The 19726-nt window shown below is 63.1% G+C and carries 25 protein-coding genes; 17 read left to right on the forward strand and 8 right to left on the reverse strand.

Annotation, left to right across the window (positions count from 1 at the left end; translation table 11 throughout):
* Nucleotides 1–15: 15 nt before the first annotated feature.
* The 3 genes from B5V02_RS36300 to B5V02_RS36310 all read right to left on the reverse strand — a co-directional run bounded on the left by B5V02_RS36300 (nucleotide 16) and on the right by B5V02_RS36310 (nucleotide 3186).
* Nucleotides 16–1539, reverse strand: a complete 1524-nt coding sequence (locus B5V02_RS36300; RefSeq protein ID WP_111548759.1) for a tripartite tricarboxylate transporter permease — start codon at nucleotides 1537–1539, stop codon at nucleotides 16–18.
* Between the two features lie 4 nt (nucleotides 1540–1543).
* Nucleotides 1544–2080: a tripartite tricarboxylate transporter TctB family protein gene (locus B5V02_RS36305; protein ID WP_111548760.1), complete on the reverse strand. Its 537-nt coding sequence runs from the start codon at nucleotides 2078–2080 to the stop codon at nucleotides 1544–1546.
* A gap of 125 nt (nucleotides 2081–2205) precedes the next feature.
* Nucleotides 2206–3186 (reverse strand): Bug family tripartite tricarboxylate transporter substrate binding protein, encoded by a 981-nt coding sequence (locus tag B5V02_RS36310; protein WP_111548761.1) that lies wholly within the window; start codon nucleotides 3184–3186, stop codon nucleotides 2206–2208.
* Between the two features lie 185 nt (nucleotides 3187–3371).
* On the opposite strand from B5V02_RS36310, the gene B5V02_RS36315 reads away from it, so the two are divergent.
* Nucleotides 3372–4142 (forward strand): IclR family transcriptional regulator, encoded by a 771-nt coding sequence (locus B5V02_RS36315; protein WP_111548762.1) that lies wholly within the window; start codon nucleotides 3372–3374, stop codon nucleotides 4140–4142.
* 31 nt (nucleotides 4143–4173) lie between these two features.
* On the opposite strand, the gene B5V02_RS36320 is transcribed toward B5V02_RS36315, so the two are convergent.
* From B5V02_RS36320 to B5V02_RS36330, 3 genes are all read right to left on the reverse strand, one after another.
* Nucleotides 4174–5274 (reverse strand): OmpA family protein, encoded by a 1101-nt coding sequence (locus tag B5V02_RS36320; RefSeq protein ID WP_111548763.1) that lies wholly within the window; start codon nucleotides 5272–5274, stop codon nucleotides 4174–4176.
* A gap of 67 nt (nucleotides 5275–5341) precedes the next feature.
* Nucleotides 5342–5881, reverse strand: coding sequence for a GNAT family N-acetyltransferase (locus tag B5V02_RS36325; RefSeq protein WP_111548764.1), 540 nt, complete (start codon nucleotides 5879–5881; stop codon nucleotides 5342–5344).
* A 98-nt stretch (nucleotides 5882–5979) separates the two neighbouring features.
* Nucleotides 5980–6210 (reverse strand): YdeI/OmpD-associated family protein, encoded by a 231-nt coding sequence (locus B5V02_RS36330; RefSeq protein WP_111548765.1) that lies wholly within the window; start codon nucleotides 6208–6210, stop codon nucleotides 5980–5982.
* A gap of 158 nt (nucleotides 6211–6368) precedes the next feature.
* Between B5V02_RS36330 and B5V02_RS36335 the strand changes: the two genes are divergently transcribed.
* The 4 genes from B5V02_RS36335 (at nucleotide 6369) to B5V02_RS36350 (ending at nucleotide 10032) form a co-directional block, all read left to right on the forward strand.
* Nucleotides 6369–6824, forward strand: a complete 456-nt coding sequence (locus tag B5V02_RS36335; protein ID WP_111548766.1) for a DUF2214 family protein — start codon at nucleotides 6369–6371, stop codon at nucleotides 6822–6824.
* A 151-nt stretch (nucleotides 6825–6975) separates the two neighbouring features.
* Nucleotides 6976–7953, forward strand: coding sequence for a tripartite tricarboxylate transporter substrate-binding protein (locus B5V02_RS36340; RefSeq protein ID WP_111548767.1), 978 nt, complete (start codon nucleotides 6976–6978; stop codon nucleotides 7951–7953).
* A gap of 95 nt (nucleotides 7954–8048) precedes the next feature.
* A complete protein-coding gene (locus B5V02_RS36345; RefSeq protein WP_111548952.1) occupies nucleotides 8049–8513 on the forward strand; it encodes a tripartite tricarboxylate transporter TctB family protein in 465 nt (154 codons plus the stop codon).
* Between the two features lie 10 nt (nucleotides 8514–8523).
* Nucleotides 8524–10032 (forward strand): tripartite tricarboxylate transporter permease, encoded by a 1509-nt coding sequence (locus B5V02_RS36350; RefSeq protein ID WP_111548953.1) that lies wholly within the window; start codon nucleotides 8524–8526, stop codon nucleotides 10030–10032.
* Here the strand turns inward: B5V02_RS36350 and nth are convergent.
* The gene (gene nth, locus B5V02_RS36355) at nucleotides 10029–10823 is read right to left on the reverse strand and encodes an endonuclease III (RefSeq protein WP_111548768.1); all 795 of its coding nucleotides are present in this window, start codon (nucleotides 10821–10823) and stop codon (nucleotides 10029–10031) included. The two genes, B5V02_RS36350 and nth, sit on opposite strands and share 4 nt — an antisense overlap.
* 22 nt (nucleotides 10824–10845) lie before the next feature.
* Here nth and B5V02_RS36360 point away from each other — a divergent pair, with 22 nt between their 5' ends.
* Nucleotides 10846–11340, forward strand: a complete 495-nt coding sequence (locus B5V02_RS36360; RefSeq protein ID WP_111548769.1) for a DUF2244 domain-containing protein — start codon at nucleotides 10846–10848, stop codon at nucleotides 11338–11340.
* A 2-nt stretch (nucleotides 11341–11342) separates the two neighbouring features.
* On the opposite strand, the gene B5V02_RS36365 is transcribed toward B5V02_RS36360, so the two are convergent.
* A complete protein-coding gene (locus B5V02_RS36365; protein ID WP_111548770.1) occupies nucleotides 11343–12158 on the reverse strand; it encodes a class I SAM-dependent methyltransferase in 816 nt (271 codons plus the stop codon).
* A 114-nt stretch (nucleotides 12159–12272) separates the two neighbouring features.
* Here B5V02_RS36365 and B5V02_RS36370 point away from each other — a divergent pair, with 114 nt between their 5' ends.
* The 11 genes from B5V02_RS36370 (at nucleotide 12273) to B5V02_RS36420 (ending at nucleotide 19705) form a co-directional block, all read left to right on the forward strand.
* Nucleotides 12273–13151 carry a methylated-DNA--[protein]-cysteine S-methyltransferase gene (locus B5V02_RS36370; RefSeq protein WP_111548771.1) on the forward strand — a complete coding sequence of 293 codons (879 nt, stop codon included), beginning with the start codon at nucleotides 12273–12275 and terminating at the stop codon, nucleotides 13149–13151.
* Between the two features lie 220 nt (nucleotides 13152–13371).
* Nucleotides 13372–13842, forward strand: a complete 471-nt coding sequence (locus tag B5V02_RS36375) for a hypothetical protein (RefSeq protein WP_111548772.1) — start codon at nucleotides 13372–13374, stop codon at nucleotides 13840–13842.
* Between the two features lie 20 nt (nucleotides 13843–13862).
* Complete coding sequence (locus B5V02_RS36380) at nucleotides 13863–14255, forward strand: hypothetical protein (RefSeq protein WP_111548773.1); 393 nt, start codon at nucleotides 13863–13865, stop codon at nucleotides 14253–14255.
* A complete protein-coding gene (locus B5V02_RS36385) occupies nucleotides 14222–14740 on the forward strand; it encodes a hypothetical protein (RefSeq protein WP_111548774.1) in 519 nt (172 codons plus the stop codon). The genes B5V02_RS36380 and B5V02_RS36385 overlap by 34 nt, the downstream gene beginning before the upstream one ends.
* Nucleotides 14715–15197, forward strand: a complete 483-nt coding sequence (locus B5V02_RS36390) for a hypothetical protein (RefSeq protein ID WP_167458809.1) — start codon at nucleotides 14715–14717, stop codon at nucleotides 15195–15197. Before B5V02_RS36385 ends, B5V02_RS36390 begins: the two co-directional genes overlap by 26 nt.
* 144 nt (nucleotides 15198–15341) lie before the next feature.
* Complete coding sequence (locus B5V02_RS36395; RefSeq protein ID WP_111548776.1) at nucleotides 15342–16247, forward strand: ribokinase; 906 nt, start codon at nucleotides 15342–15344, stop codon at nucleotides 16245–16247.
* 1 nt (nucleotide 16248) lies between these two features.
* Nucleotides 16249–17697: an amidase gene (locus B5V02_RS36400; RefSeq protein ID WP_111548777.1), complete on the forward strand. Its 1449-nt coding sequence runs from the start codon at nucleotides 16249–16251 to the stop codon at nucleotides 17695–17697.
* A gap of 113 nt (nucleotides 17698–17810) precedes the next feature.
* Nucleotides 17811–18425, forward strand: coding sequence for a LysE family translocator (locus tag B5V02_RS36405; protein WP_111548778.1), 615 nt, complete (start codon nucleotides 17811–17813; stop codon nucleotides 18423–18425).
* 119 nt (nucleotides 18426–18544) lie between these two features.
* Nucleotides 18545–18862, forward strand: coding sequence for a hypothetical protein (locus tag B5V02_RS36410; RefSeq protein ID WP_146606215.1), 318 nt, complete (start codon nucleotides 18545–18547; stop codon nucleotides 18860–18862).
* Entirely contained in the window at nucleotides 18859–19233 is a 375-nt protein-coding gene (locus tag B5V02_RS36415; protein WP_146606216.1) for a hypothetical protein, read from the forward strand. Before B5V02_RS36410 ends, B5V02_RS36415 begins: the two co-directional genes overlap by 4 nt.
* A gap of 160 nt (nucleotides 19234–19393) precedes the next feature.
* The gene (locus tag B5V02_RS36420) at nucleotides 19394–19705 is read left to right on the forward strand and encodes a hypothetical protein (protein WP_167458810.1); all 312 of its coding nucleotides are present in this window, start codon (nucleotides 19394–19396) and stop codon (nucleotides 19703–19705) included.
* Nucleotides 19706–19726 lie beyond the last annotated feature (21 nt).

Below are 19726 nucleotides of genomic sequence, written 5' to 3' on the forward strand. Positions count from 1 at the left end.
GACAGCTCAAATCGATCAGGCATCGCCCGGCACATGCTCCGGTCCGCGCCGCCGGCGGTGCTCGACATAGGCCCAGATATGCGGCCCGACCAGGCCGATGAAGGCGAGCGTCAGCAGCGTCAGCGACAGCGGATGCTTGTAGAACACCGACCAGTCGCCATTCGAGATGGTCATCGCCCGGCGGAACTGCGTTTCTGCCAGTGGCCCCAGGATCATGCCGATGATGACCGGCGCGGTCGGGAAATCGAAGCGCCGCATCAGGAACCCGGCCGCCCCCAGGAGATAGAGGATGACCAGGTCAACAGGCGATTGCGAGATGCCATAGGTGCCGACCGTGGCGAACACCAGGATGCCGGCATAGAGCTGCGGCGCCGGGATCTTCAACAGCCGCACCCACAGCCCGATCAGCGGCAGGTTGAGGATGACGAGGATGACGTTGGCGATGAACAGGCTGGCGATCAGCCCCCAGACGAGGTCGCCCTGCGTCGTCAAAAGCAGCGGCCCCGGATTGATGCCATAGCTCTGGAACGCCGACAGCATGATCGCCGCCGTCGCCGAGGTCGGCAGGCCGAGCGTCAGCATCGGCACCAGCACGCCGGCGGCGGACGCGTTGTTGGCGGCTTCGGGGCCGGCAACGCCCTCGATGGCGCCGACCGTGCCGAACTCCTCCTTGTGCTTCGACAGCTTCTTTTCGATGGCGTAGGACAGGAAGGTCGGGATTTCCGCGCCGCCGGCCGGCATGGCGCCGATCGGAAAGCCGATTGCCGCACCGCGCAGCCAGGGTTTCCACGAGCGCCCCCATTCGGCCGATGTCATGTAGAGCGAGCCCCTCAGCGGCACGATCTCGTCCTTGCCGGCATAGCGGCGCGAAGCCATGTAGAGTGTCTCGCCGACGGCGAACAGGCCGACGGCGGCGATGATGACGTCGACGCCGTCAAGCAGTTCGGTCATGCCGAAGGTGAAGCGCGGTTGGCCGGTCTGCAGGTCGACGCCGATCATGCCAATGACGAAGCCGGCGAACAGGCTGGTCAGGCCGCGCACGGACGAGGAGCCGAGCACCGCCGAAACCGTGATGAAGGCCAACACCATCAGCGAGAAATATTCGGCCGGGCCGAAGGCCAGTGCGAATTTGACCACCACCGGCGCCAGGAAGGCGACGCCCATCGTGCCGATGGTGCCGGCGACGAAGGAGCCGATCGCCGAGGTGGCAAGTGCCGCACCGCCGCGGCCGGACCGCGCCATCTTGTTGCCTTCCAGCGCGGTGACGATGGTGGCGCTTTCGCCGGGCGTGTTGAGCAGTATCGACGTCGTCGAGCCGCCATACATGGCGCCGTAATAGATGCCGGCAAACAGGATGAAAGAGGCCTCCGGCGCCACCTGGTAGGTGATGGGCAGCAGCAGGGCGATGGTCAGCGCCGGCCCGAGGCCGGGCAGCACACCAATGGCGGTGCCGAGCGTGGTGCCGAGCAGGCACCACAGAAGATTGACCGGGGTGAAGGCAACCGAGAAGCCGTGTGCGAGATGGCCGAGCGTTTCCATGGCGTCAGGCTCCAAACGTGCCGATGATCTGATCGATCACCGTGTTCAGCTGGTTCTCGATGAAGCCGGCGCCGATGTTGACGCCGAGCGCCCTGGCGAAGCCGAAATAGGCGGCCAGCGCCAGGATCAGGCCGAGCCCGACGTCGCGCAGCGTGCGCTTGCTGCCGAAGCCGTAGCAGACGAGAACGAACATGATGACGGATGCCGCCGTGAAGCCGAGCGGCTGGATGAGCAGCAGATTGGCGAGCAGGCCGATGACGACGAAACCCATCGCCTTCCAGTCGGTCGGCGTTTCCCTTTCCTCCTCCGGCTGCCAGCCGCCACGAAGCGCCGCGAGGATGAGCAACAGGGAAAGCACCACCAGACCGACCATGGTGAGGTAGGGAAAAACGGTCGGGCCGACCTTGGAGTAGAGCGGCGACACCGGGATCGCCAGCGTCTGCCAGGCTACGGCGCCGGCGCAGGCCAGAAGCCCGACGCCAATCAACAATTCCGGCACGGCAAGGCGCGACGGCGCCGCCTGCTGGTCACTGCTGCTCATGATTGTCCTCCCCAGGATAGCTGGCCAAGATGCGCGGCACCGCACGGCCGGTCCTCATCGCAGTTTCATGCCGGCTTTGCATTCCATGTGAGAAGGGGCGGCGTGCGCCGCCCCTTTAGGGAAGATCAGGCGAGCCCGAGATCTTTCAGGATGGCCTCGATGCGGGCCGTATCCTCGGTCACGAATTTCGCATAGTCGTCGCCGGTGAGCAGGATCGGCGTCCAGTTGCGGTTCTTGCACTCCGTCGCCCAGGCATCGCTCTTGGCCATGCTCTCGATCAGCGTGATCATCGCCGCCTTGTCGGCATCGGAAACGCCGGGAGGTGCGAAGACGCCGCGCCAGTTGAACAGCTCGACATCGATGCCGGCTTCCTTCAGCGTCGGCGCGTCGATACCGTCCTGGCGCTTATCGGCAGAGATGGCAAGCAGCCGCAGTGCGCCCGCCTTGATCTGCTCGGAGAACTCGCCAAAGCCGGAGATGCCGGCCGCCACCTGGTTGCCGAGCAGTGCCGACAGCGCCTCGCCGCCACCGGCGAACGGGACGTAGGACAGGTTTGTCGCCGGCACGCCGACGGTCTTGGCGATCAGGCCGAACAGGATGTGATCCGAGCCGCCGGCGGAGCCGCCAGCGACAGGAACCTTAGTCGGATCGGCCTTGAGCGCGGCGACGAAATCAGCGGCGGTCTTGAACGGCGACTCCGCCGGCACCACCAAGGCCTCGAACTCGCCGGTGAGCCGCGCGATCGGCGTGACTTGCGTCAGATTGTTGGCAGCCTTGTTGGCGATGATGGCGCCAACCATGACCATGCCGGCAACCATCAGCGAATTGCCCTTGCCGTTCCATTGGTTGATGAACTGCGGCAGCCCGACCGTGCCGCCGGCGCCACCGACATTGGTGATCTGCGAGCCGGAGATCAGCTTCTCACTGCGCAGCACCTGGTCCATCGTGCGCCCTGTCTGGTCCCAGCCGCCACCGGGTGCCGCCGGCACGAAAATCTGGATCTGCGGTGCGCCTTCGGCGAAAGCGGGAGAGAGATGAAGTCCTGCAAAGCCGGCAGCGCCTGCCGCCGCCGCCGTGCTCATCAAAAATCTGCGTCTGTTCAGCATGGGATTCCTCCAGATCACGACACCTCCTCCGGTGCCTGCCAAAACGCGCCTGAATCCAGACCCGTAATCGAGTTCAAGCAGATGTTACCGAGTTCTGTCAACGGGAACGATATTCTACTAGACAGAACGGGGCGGCGGCGCGACACAGTGGCTCCGCTCGGACCTTCTCCGAATTGGAAACCGCAATGGACTCATCAAGCAGATCGGCTGATCCAGACATCCGGCACGCGGCGGCCGAAGGTGTTGCAGCGCTTGACCGGGCGATCACCATCCTCGATGCCTTCACCACGGCCGACCGGTCGCTCAGCCTGGCCGAAATCGCAACGCGTACCGGCCTCTACAAGAGCACCATCCTGCGGCTTGCGCATTCCCTGTTGCGCGGGCAATTGCTCGAGCGTCTGCACGATGGCCGCTACCGCGTCGGACCCGCCACCTTCCGGCTCGGCGCGCTCTATCAGCGGTCGGTGGTGGCGGTTGACATCCTGTTGCCGATCATGCGTGACCTTTCCGAGCGAAGCTGGGAGAGCGTTGCCTTCTATGTTCGCTCGGGCGACGTCCGCACCTGTCTCTACCGCGTCGAATCCAAGCATCCGATCCGCTACACGATACGCGAAGGCGACGTGTTGCCTCTGCTGGTAGGGTCCGGCGGCCGCGTGCTTGCGGCGTTTTCCGGCCAGCAGGGCGAGCCCTACGAGACCATCCGCAAGACCTGCAACTGTCTCGCCGTCGGCGACCGCGACCCCGAGACGGCAGGCGTGTCGGCGCCGGTATTTGGACCGGGTCGGGTCCTGCTCGGCGCCTTGACGCTGGCCGGCCCCAGCACGCGCGTCGACGCGGCGTTCCTTCAGCGCATGAAACGCCCGCTGCTCGAGGCAGCGGCGCGCGCCACCCGTGCCTTCGGCGAGGACGCCTCCATGCTTGAGCAGGCGAGCCTCGCCGCGGACGCTGTGTCGTAGCGGGGTCGAAGGCGCCGCAGCCGGGGCTGCGTCAGTTCAATTTGACCAGAACCACACGGCGGTTCTTGGCGCGGCCCGCCTCGTCTTCATTGCTGGCGACAGGCGCCATCATGCCGGCGCCGGCAGCGGTCAACCGCGCCCCGTCAATGCCGTACTTCGCCACAAGTGCTGCCTTGACCGCTTGCGCCCGCCGCGACGACAGGTCGAGATTGTAGTCGAAGGCGCCTTGATTGTCGGTGTGGCCGACGACGATCACCGCCATGCTGGGCTCGTTTGCCAGCAGTGTCGAAATCTCCTTCAGTGTCGGTTCTGACTCCGGCTTGATGTCGGCCTTGTCGGTGTCGAAGAAGATGCCGTACAGCGAAATGCTGCCGGTGGCGGACAGCGAATCCGCCATCTTGGCCGCCTCGACGACCACCATCTTCTTGTCGCGCGCCTTGGGTTCCAGCACCTGGACGACGGCGACGGTGCGGCCGTTGAGCTCCTTGCAGTAGAGATCGTCAGTCATCGAATAGGTCTGCACGGTCACATAGGCGTCGCCGCCGTCCTGCGGCACCTTGGCCGAGAAATAGCGCTGGTCGTTGATGCCTGAGGTCAGCGCGCATGCGCCATTGGAAAAGGCCGCGTCCTTGAGATCGCTCTCATGGAAGGAATACATCGTCAGGCTCATGTCGCCGCCGCCGCCGCTCGACGAACGGTCAGCGGCGCCGCCGCATTCCTCCTTCTTGCATTCGAACAGGATTTCGCCGCCGGCCGCCTCAACCACATCCTGATAGTTGCGCAGCACTTCGAGCGGCGAGCGCTCGGCCGGCAGCACATAGGCGATGCGAGTCAAAGCGCCCTCGACCTCGGCCTTCTTGTCGGGTGCGAAGACACGATTGTTCATCGCATCACGCGCGTCAGGGTCGGCGCTTGGCTTCAGCGGCGACAGCGGCACACTGAAATCGGTGAACGCCAATTTCTCATAGGAGACGATGAACGAGCCTTCGTATCGCTTGGCGAGTTGGTTGTCTGCGGCGCCCTCGATATCGGCGGTCGGCACCGTCGCGTCGGCTGCCGCCAGCCGCAATGTCAGCACGAGCACAAGCCCTGCCCAGAAAAACTTGATGGCTGTCGTCTTCAATGCATGCATCGATCATCCCCCCTTCGCACTGCGATCGATGCTTAGCAGAGCGGGTATGTCCAGTCGATGACGCTGCTCAGGGCAGCCGCTCCAGCAGGATGGTCGGGGCGTCGTGGTAGGTGGTCCGGACCACTTCCCGGTAACCGCACTTCCTCGCAACGTTCAGCGAAGCGGCGTTTTCCGGATCGATGATGCAGACCGTTTTCGCAGGCCCGAAAATCTCTTCGCCCCATGCCAGGACGCGGCCAACCACCTCGGTGGCGAAGCCTGCGCCGTGAACGGCCGGAGCCAGCGCCCAGCCGGCCTCGGGAATGCCTTCGATCGACGGCTCCATATCGCGCTTCAGATCGTGAAAACCGGCCTCGCCGATGAAACGGCCCGTCGCCTTCTCCTCGATCGCCCAGAAGCCATAGCCGAGCAGGGACCACAGGCCGGCATGACGCAGGAAGCGCATCCAGCTTTCTTCGCGCGTGCGCGGCTTGCCACCGATGAAACGGGTGACGACGGGATCGGTCCACATCGTCGCATAGGCGTCGAAATCTCCCAGCCGATGTGCCCGCAGGATGGTTCGCTGCGTCTCGATGACGGGAGCACTGGTTAATTGCGGATTGCTCATGGGTTCTGCCTCGCTTGTCTACCCGGCGCGTAGCAAATTGCCCGGGCCAGGCAAGGGCCAAGGCAGAGCATGTCATCTTCCAGACGAGAAAATCGCGCTCAGCCGCGCCAGGCCATGTTCATGTAGACGCCGCCGCGCTGCAGCTCGTCCAGCATCTGGTCGAGCCGTTTCTGCCTGGTATCCGGCCGCCTGGTACGGCTGATCCAGCCGAGATAATCGTTCTTCTGGTAATCCGGCCGCGCCTCATAGGCCGTTATCAAACCGCGCTCCACCAGGACAGCGCTGACATCGTCTGGCATCGGGTTCAGGGTGCGCTTCAATCCGGTCATGCGCGCAACTTCTAGGCTGTCAGGAACTGGCGTCAATGACGCTCACGGCTAGGTCGAAAGCGAGCTCGCGTGTGGGAATCTTGCGGAACGATGCTACCCTTGGCAAGGTGACTGGTTCAGCGTGGCCGGTCTCAGTGCCTGCCAACAAGGGGAAAAGCATGGACACCACCGATCTTGTGCTTGCCATCGTCCACCATCTGCTGGTGTTTTCCCTGGCAGGGATCATCGGCGCCGAATTCGTGCTGATCCGCGGCAATCTGGCCGCCGCCACGCTCAAGCGGCTCGCCGGCATCGACCGTCACTATGGCATCATCGCCGCGCTGATCATCATCGTCGGCATCGGCCGCGTCTTCTATGGCCTCAAGGGTTGGGAATTCTACGTCTACAACTGGGTGTTCTGGGCCAAGATGGCGGCGTTTGGCATCGTCGGCCTGCTGTCGATCATCCCGACCGTCCGCTTCATTTCCTGGAACAGGCAGGCAGGCGCCAATCCCTCGTTCCTAGTGCCGGCAGCCGAGCTTGCTTCGGTGAAAACCTACATCCGCGCCGAGGCATTCATCTTCCTGCTGATCCCGGTGTTTGCGGCGGCGATGGCACGCGGCTACGGCTACTAGAATAGAGCGGAGGAACGGCAGAGAATCGCAGTTTGCCGTTTGAGGCCGATTGCAATCTGCTAGCTTGCGCTAGTTGTTGCTCTATCCGCAGCCGGTCTTGGGAGGAACTCCGCGCAGCGGTTGGAGATTTATATCCTGGGAGGAGATCACGATGAGAAAATTTGTCGCCGCTCTGGCTGCCGCTGCGGCCGTCACGCTCTATCCGTTCGCCGCGGGTGCGCAGACCTATCCTGAGCGCACCATCACCGTTGTGGTACCGTTTGCGGCCGGCGGCCCGACCGACACGGTCACGCGCCTCGTCGCGGAAGCCATGTCGAAGGATCTCGGCCAGCAGGTCATCGTCGAGAATGTCGGCGGCGCCGGCGGCACGCTTGGCGCGGGCCGCGTCGCCAACGCCGAACCGGATGGTTATACGCTGCTGCTCCATCACATCGGCATGGCGACAAGCGCAACGCTATACAGAAAGCTCGCCTACGACACGCTGAACGCCTTCGAATATGTCGGCCTCGTCACCGAGGTGCCGATGACCATCGTCGGCCGCAAGGACCTTGAGCCGAACGATCTGAAGGGGCTGGTCGACTATGCCAAGGCCAACAAGGATAGCCTCACCGTCGCCAATGCCGGAATAGGTGCGGCCTCGCATCTGTGCGGCATGCTGTTCATGAGCGCCATCGGCACACCGCTGGTCACCGTGCCCTACAAGGGCACCGGCCCGGCCATGACCGATCTTCTTGGTGGTCAGGTCGACATCATGTGCGACCAGACGACCAACACCACCAAGCAGATCCAGGGCGGCACGATCAAGGCCTATGCCGTCACCTCGCCGGAACGCCTCGATGTCCTGAAGGACGTCCCGACGGCAACGGAGGCGGGCCTTCCTCAGGTGCAGGTCGGCATCTGGCACGGCCTCTATGCACCCAAGGGCACACCGACTGAGATCACTGAACGCCTGTCGAAATCGCTTCAGGTCGCGCTGAAGGACCAGAACGTCGTGGCCCGCTTCGCCGAACTTGGCACCAAGCCGTCGCCCGAGGCCGACGCAACGCCTGCCGCGCTGAAGGCCAAGCTGGAAGGCGAGATCACGCGCTGGAAGCCGATTATCGAAGCCGCCGGCCAGTACGCCGACTGAGGGCTTCAAACGGGGTGCCGCCGGCGCCCCGTTTTCGCTTCGGCCCCGTTTTCGCATGCAGCGGCGCGCCCGCGGCGCGGGCCTGGGAGGATGTCATGAAACCTTTCGCAGTCGACAGGGTCAACGCCATATGCGCCGCGCTGTTCATCGGCTTCGGCGCATGTTTCGCGCTGCAGTCGCTCGGCCTCGAAATCGGCACCGCCTTCCGCATGGGACCAGGCTATTTTCCCCTGGTCCTGGCGATCGTGCTGATCCTGCTGGGCGCCATCATCCTCGTCCAGGCAGTTCGCTTCGATAGCAGCGAGCCAATTGGGCACATTGCGTGGCGCGGCATGCTGTTCATCCTCCCTGCTCCGATCTTCTTCGGCCTGACGGTGCGCGGCCTCGGCTTCATCCCGTCGATCTTCCTGACGGCGCTGATCGCGTCGTTTGCCAGCAGCCGCATGAAGCCGCTGACCGCGCTCGCGCTGTCGGCCGGCCTGACGTTGTTTGCGTTCCTCGTCTTCAGTTACGCGCTCGGCCTGCCGTTCCGGCGCTTCGGCCCATGGCTGCCATTATGAGGCGATGAACATGGAACTCCTCGGCAACCTCGCGCTCGGCTTTTCGACGGCCACATCGCTGGCAAACCTCGGTTTCTGCCTGATCGGCGTCCTTCTCGGCACGCTGATCGGCGTCTTGCCCGGCATCGGCGCCACCGCAACCATCGCCATGCTCTTGCCGATCACCTTCCAGATTGGCGACCCGGTTTCCTCCCTCATCATGCTCGCCGGCATCTATTACGGGGCGCAATATGGTGGCTCGACCACCGCCATTCTCATCAACATGCCCGGCGAATCCTCGTCGGCCGTCACCGCGATCGACGGCTACCAGATGGCCAAGAACGGCCGCGCCGGGGCGGCACTCGCGATCGCGGCCATAGGCTCGTTCTTTGCCGGCACGGTGTCGACTTTCCTCGTCGCCATCTTTGCCCCGCCGCTGACGGCGATAGCGCTGAAATTCGGCGCGGCCGAGTATTTTTCGCTGATGATCGTCGGCCTCGTCTCGTCCGTCGCGCTCGCCCACGGCTCGATTGTCAAGGCGCTGGCGATGGTCGTGCTCGGCCTGCTGCTCGGCATTGTCGGCACCGACATCTACACCGGCACGCCGCGCTTCACGCTCGGTATCCGCGAATATGCCGACGGGCTGAATTTCGTTGCAGTGGCGGTCGGCGTCTTCGGCGTCGCCGAGATACTGCGCAACCTCGAAAACGAGGACGAGCGCTCGGTGCTGATCCGAAAGGTCACCGGCCTTATGCCGACCCGCGAGGACTTTCGGCGCATGGCAGCGCCCATCGTGCGCGGAACGATCATCGGTTCGGCGCTCGGCATCCTGCCGGGAGGCGGTGCGATCCTTGCAGCCTTTGCCTCCTACACAGTCGAAAAGCGCATCTCGAAAAATCCGGGGGAGTTCGGCAAGGGCGCCATCGAAGGCGTCGCCGGACCGGAATCAGCCAACAATGCCGGCGCGCAGACCTCCTTCATCCCGATGCTGACGCTCGGCATTCCGGCCAACCCGGTGATGGCGCTGATGATCGGCGCGATGATCATCCAGGGCATCGTGCCCGGCCCCAATGTCGCGACCGAACAGCCGGCGCTGTTTTGGGGTATTATCGCCTCGATGTGGATCGGCAATCTGATGCTGATCATCCTGAACCTGCCGCTGATCGGGCTTTGGGTGAAGCTGCTGACGATCCCCTATTACGTGCTCTTCCCGATCATCATGGCGTTCTGCTCGATCGGCGTCTACAGCGTCAACAGCAACGTCTACGACCTCTACGCCGTCGCCTTCTTCGGCCTCCTCGGCTACCTCCTGACCAAGCTGCGCTGCGAACCGGCGCCGCTGCTGCTCGGCTTCGTGCTCGGCCCGCTGCTCGAGGAAAACCTGCGCCGCGCCATGATACTCTCACGCGGCGACCCGGTCACCTTCGTGACGAGACCGATCAGCGCCAGCCTGCTGCTCATTGCGCTCGCCGTGCTCGTCATCGTCTTCCTGCCCGCGGTCAAGAAAAAGCGCGAGGAGGTGTTTGTGGAGGAGAGTTAAGGTGTTGAATCGAGCGGCGCGAGCTCGATCAGCGGTGCCGGAATGCTGGTCGTCTTCTCCTGCGCCTTGCAGATGTCGGCGATGACACAGGCCGGGCAATCCGGCTTGCGCGCCTTGCAGACATAGCGGCCATGCAGGATCAGCCAGTGATGCGCGTGGCGCATATATTCGTCCGGGATGATCTTCAACAGTCCCTGCTCGACCTCTTCCGGTGTCTTGCCGGGCGCCAGCCCGAGCCGGTTGCCGATGCGGAATATGTGGGTATCGACCGCCATCGTGTGCTGGCCGAAGGCCATGTTGAGCACGACATTGGCGGTCTTGCGCCCGACCCCCGGCAGCTTGACCAACTGATCGCGGTCATCAGGCACATCGCCGCCATGGTCGCGGATCAGCGCCTGCGACAGCGCAATCACGTTCTTCGCCTTGTTGCGCCAGAGCCCGATGGTTCTGATGGTGTCGCCAACCTTGGCTTCGCCCAGCGCCAGCATCTTTTGCGGTGTATCGGCGGCCTTGAACAGCGCCCGCGTCGCCTTGTTGACGCCGGCATCGGTCGCCTGCGCCGACAGCACCACCGCCACCAGCAATGTGAAGGCGTTGACATGTTCGAGCTCGCCCTTTGGCTCCGGCCGCTGGACGGCAAAGCGCCGGAAGATCTCGTGCATTTCGGCCGGGCTGTAGCGCGACGAGTGCCGCACCCGCCGCGGGCGCGGCTTGGCGTTCGACCCGTCACGCCGGCCGGGCAACAGCTCTTTTTTGGGCATGGATGACTCTTTGGACTTGGGGCTCGCCATTTCCTTCCTATAATATCCCGCCATGAGCGACACAAACGCCTCATTCCAGGCCGACGAACCATTCTTTCAGGCACTGCTGACCCCGCACCGGTCTTTGGGCAAAACCGGCTTTGCCATGCTGATGGGCGCGCTGCTGTTCGGCTGGCTGGTGACAGGCGCGTTTTTCCTGTCGCGCGGCGCCTGGCCGGTGTTCGGCTTCTTCGGCCTCGACGTGGTCGCCGTCTACATCGCTTTTCGCGCCAACTATCGTGCCGCACGTGCCCGCGAGGAGGTGTCGGTCTCGCGCACCAGCCTCGACATCCGCAAGACCGCACCATCTGGGAAGTCGCAAGCGCATCGCTTCAACCCGTTCTGGGCGCGGTTCTCGGTCGCCCGTCACGCCGAGATCGGCATCACCCGGATGACGGTGGAAGGACACGGCCAGAACGTGCCGATCGGTGGCTTCCTCAACCCTGACGACCGCGAGACCTTCGCCACCGCCTTTTCGCGGGCACTGGCGACCGCCAAGGCGCGCTGATTCTAGAACCGGTAACGCAAAAGCCTGCCGACTTTGCGCAATGCGGGAATGTGTCTCCAGAGGCGGATGAACAGTTTGGCGGACCAGCCCATACGGGCGGCGTGTTCGGGCTTGTAGGCCGAAATGTCCTCGACGAACCGCAGCTTCGGAATGGCCAGCTCCAGTTCGTGCGGATCGTCGATCGCCCAGTGGACCTGAGCTCCCGTCGCCTTGATGGTCGGATTGAGGCGAAGCAGCTTCAGGCCGAAACGGCTGTAGGCATCGAACATCAGCTCGCCGCTGGCAAGATGCGAGACGAGCCGCGCAAACAGCCGTGGCCCCTCGTCGGCGGGAAGATAGGGAGTCAGTCCTTCTGCCACCACGATGGCCGGGCGATTGCGGGGCACTTGAGCCAGCCAACCCGGTTCGGTCACCGACGAAGCGACCAGATGGCAGTGGTCGCGGGACGGGTAAAGCTTGCGCCTGAGTTCGATGACTTCCGGGTAGTCGACATCGAACCAGTCCACGCCTTGTGGTGGATCGACGCGGAAGATGCGCGTATCGAGCCCGCAACCAAGATGCAGCACGATGGCGTCGGGATTTCTGGCGAGAAAGTCCTGAACGCGGACATCCAGCGTCTTTGCCCTGATCGCCAGGCCGACACCGAGATTGGTGTCGACCTTGAGCCTTGAGAAATCATAGTCGATCTTGAGCACCGCCTCGTCGGCGAAATGATCCACGAGCAGCGAATCCTGCAACCTGCTCTCCAGCGCCTTGCCGTAGAGCGTCATCAGCAAGGTCTCCTTTTCCCCGGTCAGATGCACTTTCTCGCCAGCCATGAGCAATTCCTCAGCCGAAACCCGAGTCTATCTGGGTATGCGCTGCAAGAAGGCAAGTTTCGGGTGGCGACCGACGCCCCAAGGGGCGATATTCCTGCCCAAGGAGACAGTTCCATGAGCACACAGACAGCAGTTCTCAAAAAGGACATCACGCCCGAAGGCAGCGACTACGAAATCGTGCGCCGCGCCATCGAGAAGATCAGCCTCGACTATCGCGACCAGCCATCGCTGGAAGAACTGGCCGAGGAGGTCGGCGAGACGCCGACCGGCCTGCAGAAACTGTTCACGCGCTGGGCTGGCCTGTCGCCAAAAGCCTTCCTGCAGGCGGTGACACTGGACCATGCCCGCAAGCTGCTGGATTCGGGCATGCCGCTGCTCGAAACGTCGTTCGAGCTGGGCATGTCCGGCCCCGGCCGGCTGCACGACCTCTTCGTCACCCATGAAGCAATGTCGCCGGGCGACTACAAGACGCGCGGCGCAGGCCTCACCATCCGCTACGGCTACCACCCCTCGCCGTTCGGCACTGCCCTGATCATGGCTACCGACCGCGGGCTTGCCGGCCTCGCCTTCAGCGATCCAGGCGAGGAACGCGCCGCCTTCGCCGACATGTCCAGCCGCTGGCCAAACGCCATCTATGTCGAAGACATGGCCGCGACGGGACCCTATGCCGCGCGCATCTTCGACCCGACGCTGTGGCGCCCCGACCAGCCGCTGCATGTCGTCATGATCGGCACCGACTTCCAGGTCCGTGTCTGGGAGGCGCTGCTCAAGATCCCGATGGGCAACGCCCGCACCTATTCCTCGATCGCCGCCAGCATCGGCGCGCCGAGCGCCAGCCGTGCCGTCGGCGCCGCCAACGGCGCCAACCCGCTCTCTTTCGTGGTTCCCTGCCACCGCGCCATCGGCAAGTCCGGCGACCTCACCGGCTATCACTGGGGCCTGACCCGCAAGCGCGCCATCCTGGGTTGGGAAGCAGGGCAAGTGTCGCAGTGAATGTCGATTTTTTCAAATGTTGCCGAAAAATCTATAAATGCCAGACTTATCAAGTATAGGTACGATTATTGCATCGGATTTTCTTGATTGCAACCAAAGGCAACCTCTGGTTTACCCGATTGTTATTTTCATCAATTATTTAAGTTAACTCTAAATTAACCACGATAAAGTGATGATGACCCATATTAATTCGGGCGATCCGGCTTAATGGGAGGTCTCGATGACGCTGTTTCGCGCCGCCTTCGGCGCAGCTCTGCTGGTCACCTGTATTGACCAGACCGCATTGGCCACAACGCAAAATGTCATTTTCAATGGCACGATCACCGCGACCTGTACGCTCGTGGTCGTCACCAACGGCACGATGACGGTGAGCCCCGATCTGCAGTCGCTAAGCTCGCACAACAGTGGCGGCTCGGCCGGAACGGTCACGCTGACGACGACCGGAGGTGTGTCGCTCAGCGTAGACCCGGTCACCACCACCTCGGCGCCGGCTGCCGATGTGACGGCCACCACCTGGACGCCGACCTATTCCGCCAGCGGCGCCCACACTGTCGCCGAAACGGGTTCAGCCAGCAGCTTGACCGCTCCCGGCGCCTCGCTTGTCTCGGTCAACCTCGCCGGCACCAAGGGCGGCAGCAACCGCTTCGCCGCCGGAAGCTATCAGGCGACGGTGACGGTACGCTGCGAATAAGCTCTCGGAAGGAGGGGTCCTTGACACATGCTCGAACCTTGGCGACGGCGCTGGCCGTCGGCCTGATGCCTATTGCCGCCGTGGCCCAGTCGATGTCGCCGATGCGAGGCGAGGTCAACAGCTTCACCGACGCCTTCGCGGTCCGGGTTTTCCCGGCCAATCCCTACGACCAGAAGATCAGGGTCGAAATCCACGTCTACGATCAGGATTTTCAGCCGGTGGAAGCCAGGATTTCTCCGAGTGTCTTCCAACTGGCTTCCCAGGCCTCCCGTCCTGTCCTTGTCGTCGTGCCCTTCGCCGGCGCCGCCGAGCGTAAAGTGCGTATCTGTACCGAAAGCATCCCCTTTCCCAATCAGCAGACCCAGATAAAGGCACAGATATGCGGAAAGTTTTTTGGGCACCGCAAGTCCTGACAGTCGCGCTTGCAGTGATGTCGGCGGGGATCTCGTCGGTTCTGGCCGAGGATATCTACAATCTCAATCAAAATGAGAGCGGCTTCAACCTGCCCGGTGTGACCTTGCCTCAGGGGCAGGACGAGGTCCACGCTTCCGACGGCACCACCTGCCGTTCCGCCGTCTCCGGTTCCGGCGCCTATGTTGACCTCGGCGTCATCAGAGGCAACAACCAGTCGAACAATGACGTCGCCACCTACGGCCGCGTGGTGATCCCGATCGGGCGTACGCCGAAGCGCGTCGACTGCAGCCGCCTCTACGAGCTTGAGGTCGAGCGCCTGCAACTGGAACTGAAACTCCTCAAAATGGGGCTCGGCGCCGACGGCCAGACGGCGAGCGTGGCCGCCAGCGCTCCAGCTCCTGCGGTCGCATCACCCGGATGGGCCAACGAAGGCTGGAGCATCAGGACCGGAAATGGCGATGGCAAGAAAAAGAAGAAGAAATAACCGTGCGCTGCTTGCAACGGCAGCACTTGCCGGCCTCTGCCTTCCGGTGCAAGCGGCGATCATCGGCACCTGCACCATCATGGTCGGGGCGTCGGGAACGATGACTGCAAATCCCGCCATCGGCATACTGGGCTCCAAACAGGCAGGCGGATCGAGTGCGAGCGCCACCATCGTGGCAAGTTCCCTGGCGTGCTCCGTGCTCAACTTGCTGGACTGCTATTCCGTTTCGGCGCCGGCGCCTGCCGCGTTCTCGTCCGCGCCAAGCGGCGGCGGCACCAACGTCACCTTCGCCTCGGTCTTCCGTCTCGACGGCTCGGGGGTCGACAACAACGGAAGCGTGCCGCAGAGGGTTATCAACGGCACCCACCCCATGCAGGTCGACCTGACCGCCACCAAGTCGAGCGGTATCTTTCCTGCCGGCAACTATCAGGGCACGGTCACCGTGCGCTGTGAATAACCACAAATCGAGCTGGACCATTCGCGTGGTCTGGCAAGCCGCGGCCTTACAGGTTAGCTTCCCGCGCGGTTGGAACGACCGGCGTTCGCCCGCATGCACAAAGGACGCTCCAACATTTGAATTTGTTCTGGCAGGAGGCCTTGCTTGATTATCGTTATCGGCTCGATCAACCTCGACCTGATCGCCAATGTCGACCGCTTGCCGAGCCCAGGCGAAACGGTAGGCGGCTCAAGCTTTGCCACGGCGCCCGGCGGCAAAGGGGCGAACCAGGCGCTGGCGGCGGCACGCGCCGGCGCCCCGGTGCGCATGGTGGGCGCCGTTGGTAAGGACAGCTTCGCCGCCGAGGCGCTGGCATTGCTGCGCGACGGCAAGGTCGACCTGTCCGGCGTCGCCGAGACTTTTGCCTCGACGGGTACAGCCCTGATCATGGTCGGCGACGACGGCGAGAACATCATCGCCGTGGTGCCGGGCGCCAACGCTTCGGTCGTGCCCGGCGATCTCTCAAAAGCCTTTCTGAAAAAGGGCGATGTCGTACTCCTGCAGCATGAGATTCCGCTGGCGACCGTCGATGCCGCGCTCGACCAGGCAAGAGTGGCCGGCGCCATCACGGTGCTCAACACCGCGCCTTTCCAAGGCGAAGCAGCGGCCTTTCTCGGCAAGGCAGACTATGCCGTAGCCAACGAAACCGAATTCGACCTCTATGGCGAGGCGCTGTCGCTGAACGGCCGCGACCGGGCGGCGCGCATGCGCGACTATGCCGGGAAGACCGGCCGCACCATCGTCGTCACGCTCGGCGGCGACGGTGTGATGGCAGCGACGCCAAGCGATTTCCTGACCGTTCCGGCGATGAAGATCACCCCTGTCGACACGGTCGGGGCCGGCGACACATTCTGTGGTTATTTTGCCGCCAGCCTGTCGTCCGGCCTCGCGCTCGACAAGGCGCTGGCACGCGCCGGCGCGGCCGGCTCGCTTGCCTGCCTGAAGCCAGGCGCCCAGCCGGCGATCCCGCTGGCCAAGGATGTCGACCAGGCGTTGCAGGAAACTCATTGAGATGCTGCGCCCTCAGACGAAACACGCCGTGGCGCCGGCCGGCGACATCTGCCGCCTGTCCGCGGTCGCACTTGCCGACGCGATCCGCCAAAAGAAGCTTTCCGTCCACGAGGTGGTCGCGGCTTTCCTCGACCGCATCGAGACGGTCAATCCGCTGGTCAACGCAATCGTCTCCTTGCGCGACCGCGGCGACATCCTGCGCGAGGCCGACGCTGCCGATGCCCGGCGGGCAGATGTCGAAACCGGCCCGCTCTTCGGCCTGCCGATCGCCATCAAGGACCTCGCCTCGACCGCGGGCCTCAGGACCTCGCTCGGCTCGCCGATCTTCGCCGATTTCGTGCCGCAGGAAGACGATTTCTTCGTCGAGCGTATCCGCGACGCCGGCGCCATCATCATCGGCAAGACCAACGTTCCGGAATTCGGGCTTGGCTCCAACACCTACAACAATGTGTTCGGGCCGACGCTGAACGCCTTCGATCCAGCCCTGACCGCCGGCGGCTCGAGCGGCGGCGCGGCGGTGGCGCTGGCGCTCGACATGCTGCCTGTCGCCGATGGCAGCGACTTCGGCGGCTCGCTGCGCAACCCGGCGGCCTGGAACAATGTTTTTGGCTTCCGCCCGTCGCAAGGGCTTGTTCCCGGCGGACCCGACTTCGAGGTCTTTCATGCGCAGATGGGTGTCGATGGGCCGATGGGCCGCAACGTCCGCGACATGGCCCTGCTGCTCGACGTGCAGGCGGGTTATCATCCGCACGCGCCATTGTCCTATGAGAAGCCGAGCTCGTTCCTCGATGGGCTTGGAACAGCGATGACTGGCGGCCGCATTGCCTGGTTCGGCGACCTCGGCGGTCATCTGCCGGTCGAAGCCGGTATTGTCGACCTGTGCGAGACAGCGCTCGGCCGGTTCGCCGATGCATCATTCCCCTGCGAACCGCTACGACCCGATTTCGATTTCGAAGCTCTGTGGCAGGCCTTTGTGACACTGCGTCAAGCCAGCAGCGGCTGTGCGCTCAAAACCCACTACGACGATCCCTCGAAACGCGGCCTGCTGAAGCCGGAAGCCGTCTGGGAGGTTGAGAACGCGATGCTGCTGACGGCGCCGCAGATCCGCGCGGCCTCGGTCATCCGCACGTCCTGGCATCGAACGCTGCTGTCGATCTTCGACCGCTTCGACCTCGTCGCGCTGCCGACCGCGCAGGTCTTCCCCTTCGATGTCGGCACGCACTGGCCTCGCGAGGTCGCCGGACGAGCGATGGACAGCTACCACCGCTGGATGCAGGTTTCCGCATTCGCCACCCTGGGCGGCTGTCCGGCGGTCAATGTGCCGGTCGGCTTCGACGACAAGGGCCGGCCAATGGGCATGCAGTTGATCGGCCGCCCGCGCGGTGACCTCGCCGTGCTCAAGGCGGCAGCCGCCTATGAGGCGACGCTGCCCTGGCAGGCCGGCGCCTGAACCGGGTGCACTGGCGTATCGCAGCGCTTCGCGTACCGGCTTGCACCGGCAGCGCAGCTATGCATTGATTATCGTCAGCCGCGCCGCCCTGGCGGCATTCCAAGGGAAAAATCATGTCGCTGGAACTCTACGCCGCCTATGTCGTCGCTTGCATCGTCATCATCCTGGTGCCCGGCCCAACGGTCACGCTGATCATCGCCAACAGCATCCGCCATGGCTCCCGCGCCGGGCTCGCCAATGTCGCCGGCACGCAGGCCGGGCTCGCCGTGATGATCGCCATCGTCGGCATTGGCCTCAACACGCTGATCTCGGGCATGGGCCACTGGTTCGAATGGGTGAGGCTGATCGGCGCCGCCTATCTGATCTGGATGGGCGTGCAGATGTTCCGTTCCAAGGGCACGTTGAACGCTGATGGAACGGCAAGGAAACCGCGCGGCGGCTTCTTCCTGCAGGGCCTGCTGGTGGCGCTCAGCAATCCCAAGACGCTGGTGTTCTTCGGCGCCTTCTTTCCGCAGTTCATCGCGCCTCAGGGCAACTACTCGCTGCAGATCGTCGTCATGGGCCTCACCGCCATGATCTTCGCCGCCATATCGGATTCGACCTATGCACTGGCCGCCGGTCGCGCCGGGCGTCTGCTGTCGGCCAGCCGCATCAAGCTCATGTCCAGGATCAGCGGCAGCTTCCTGGTCGGCGGCGGCCTGTGGCTGGCGTTTTCACGGTCGAAGTAGTTAACAAGGCCGCTAAAGCACCGACACTGGCGACATGCGTTCGTCAGGGCATCAAGCCGATGCATTGAAATTGGGATTTCTGGTCTCCACATGATTTCATGAACAGGGGGCCAGGGTTCGTGCCGCGGACTTCTTTGGAATCGCGACTTGATACGCCGGGTGCAATCATCATAGGCGTCTTTTTTGCAATTTTGGTTGCCCTGTTTTTTATCAGGCTTGCAAATGAAGTGAGTCCGATCCGATCTGTTGACGTGTTCGATGCAACGATCAAAAGCGTCTATTGGGGCAAAGGCCACGGCACCACATACGCGCTGTCCCTCAACGACAACTCGTTGGTGCTCGTCGACGATGAGCAACCGCACCTCATCGGCTCAAACGTCAGGCTTGAGCGCGCTACCCACGACAACGGTTCCGTCTCTTACCGGTTTGCCAATTGAGCCATATGGCAAAAGCGCGGTTCGCCCTCGCCTTCATGCTCCTGCAGGAGAATCTCAGGGGTATCGTCATTACTGGCCTGATCGTCGGCACGTGCATTCTTGTGATCGGCATCCCGATTGCAAGGCGGAGCAGCCCGATCGTCACGCTGGAGCGCTTGACAGGTACAGTCGCCACCGTGCTCGACGCCTCTCCATCACCTGATACCGGGATCACCGGCGGGTTCCGCTACCTCTACGGAATCCGCCTCGACGAAAATGGCCCGTTGGTATTCGTCTACGACGCAGCGCCGCGAGCTGCCGGATCTAGCGTTTCGATCGAACGGCAATATCGTGAGAACGGGGTCGATACCTTCCGGTTGCTTCGCGAGTGAACGGTCCTGGCCGGCATTTATCAGGATCGAATTGGCCAACATATTTTAGATCGGCTCTATTGAAGTGAACTCTTGTTCCACTCAAATATACAGCATGGGCCAAACACGGCTTTCTCTTAGAAATCGACTAATTCTGCTTCAAGCAGGATATCGAGACGCAGTGATCGGCGTGGCTTTATTCTGTGCGATTGCTCTGGTGAAATCCTTGCCGATTTTGACAAGGCAGTATAGCCCGATTGTCGACACGCAACGCGTGAGCGGCATCGTCGAATACGTTACGATGCCGCAAAATCCGAAAGTTTCCATCGGTCGCGGATTCTATTTCACCTATGAAGTCCGCCTTCAGGACATCAATGCCGTTGTGTTTGTCGATGGCGAAGTCGATACGCCACATAGGATCGGATCGGAAGTTTCTCTCGAACGACAGCACCACCAGAATGGCACCGACACGTACCGATTGCTCAACGGATGAACCCGATCCGTGACGCCCAGA

Source organism: Mesorhizobium kowhaii (assembly GCF_003253745.1).
Taxonomy (GTDB): Bacteria; Pseudomonadota; Alphaproteobacteria; order Rhizobiales; family Rhizobiaceae; genus Mesorhizobium; species Mesorhizobium kowhaii.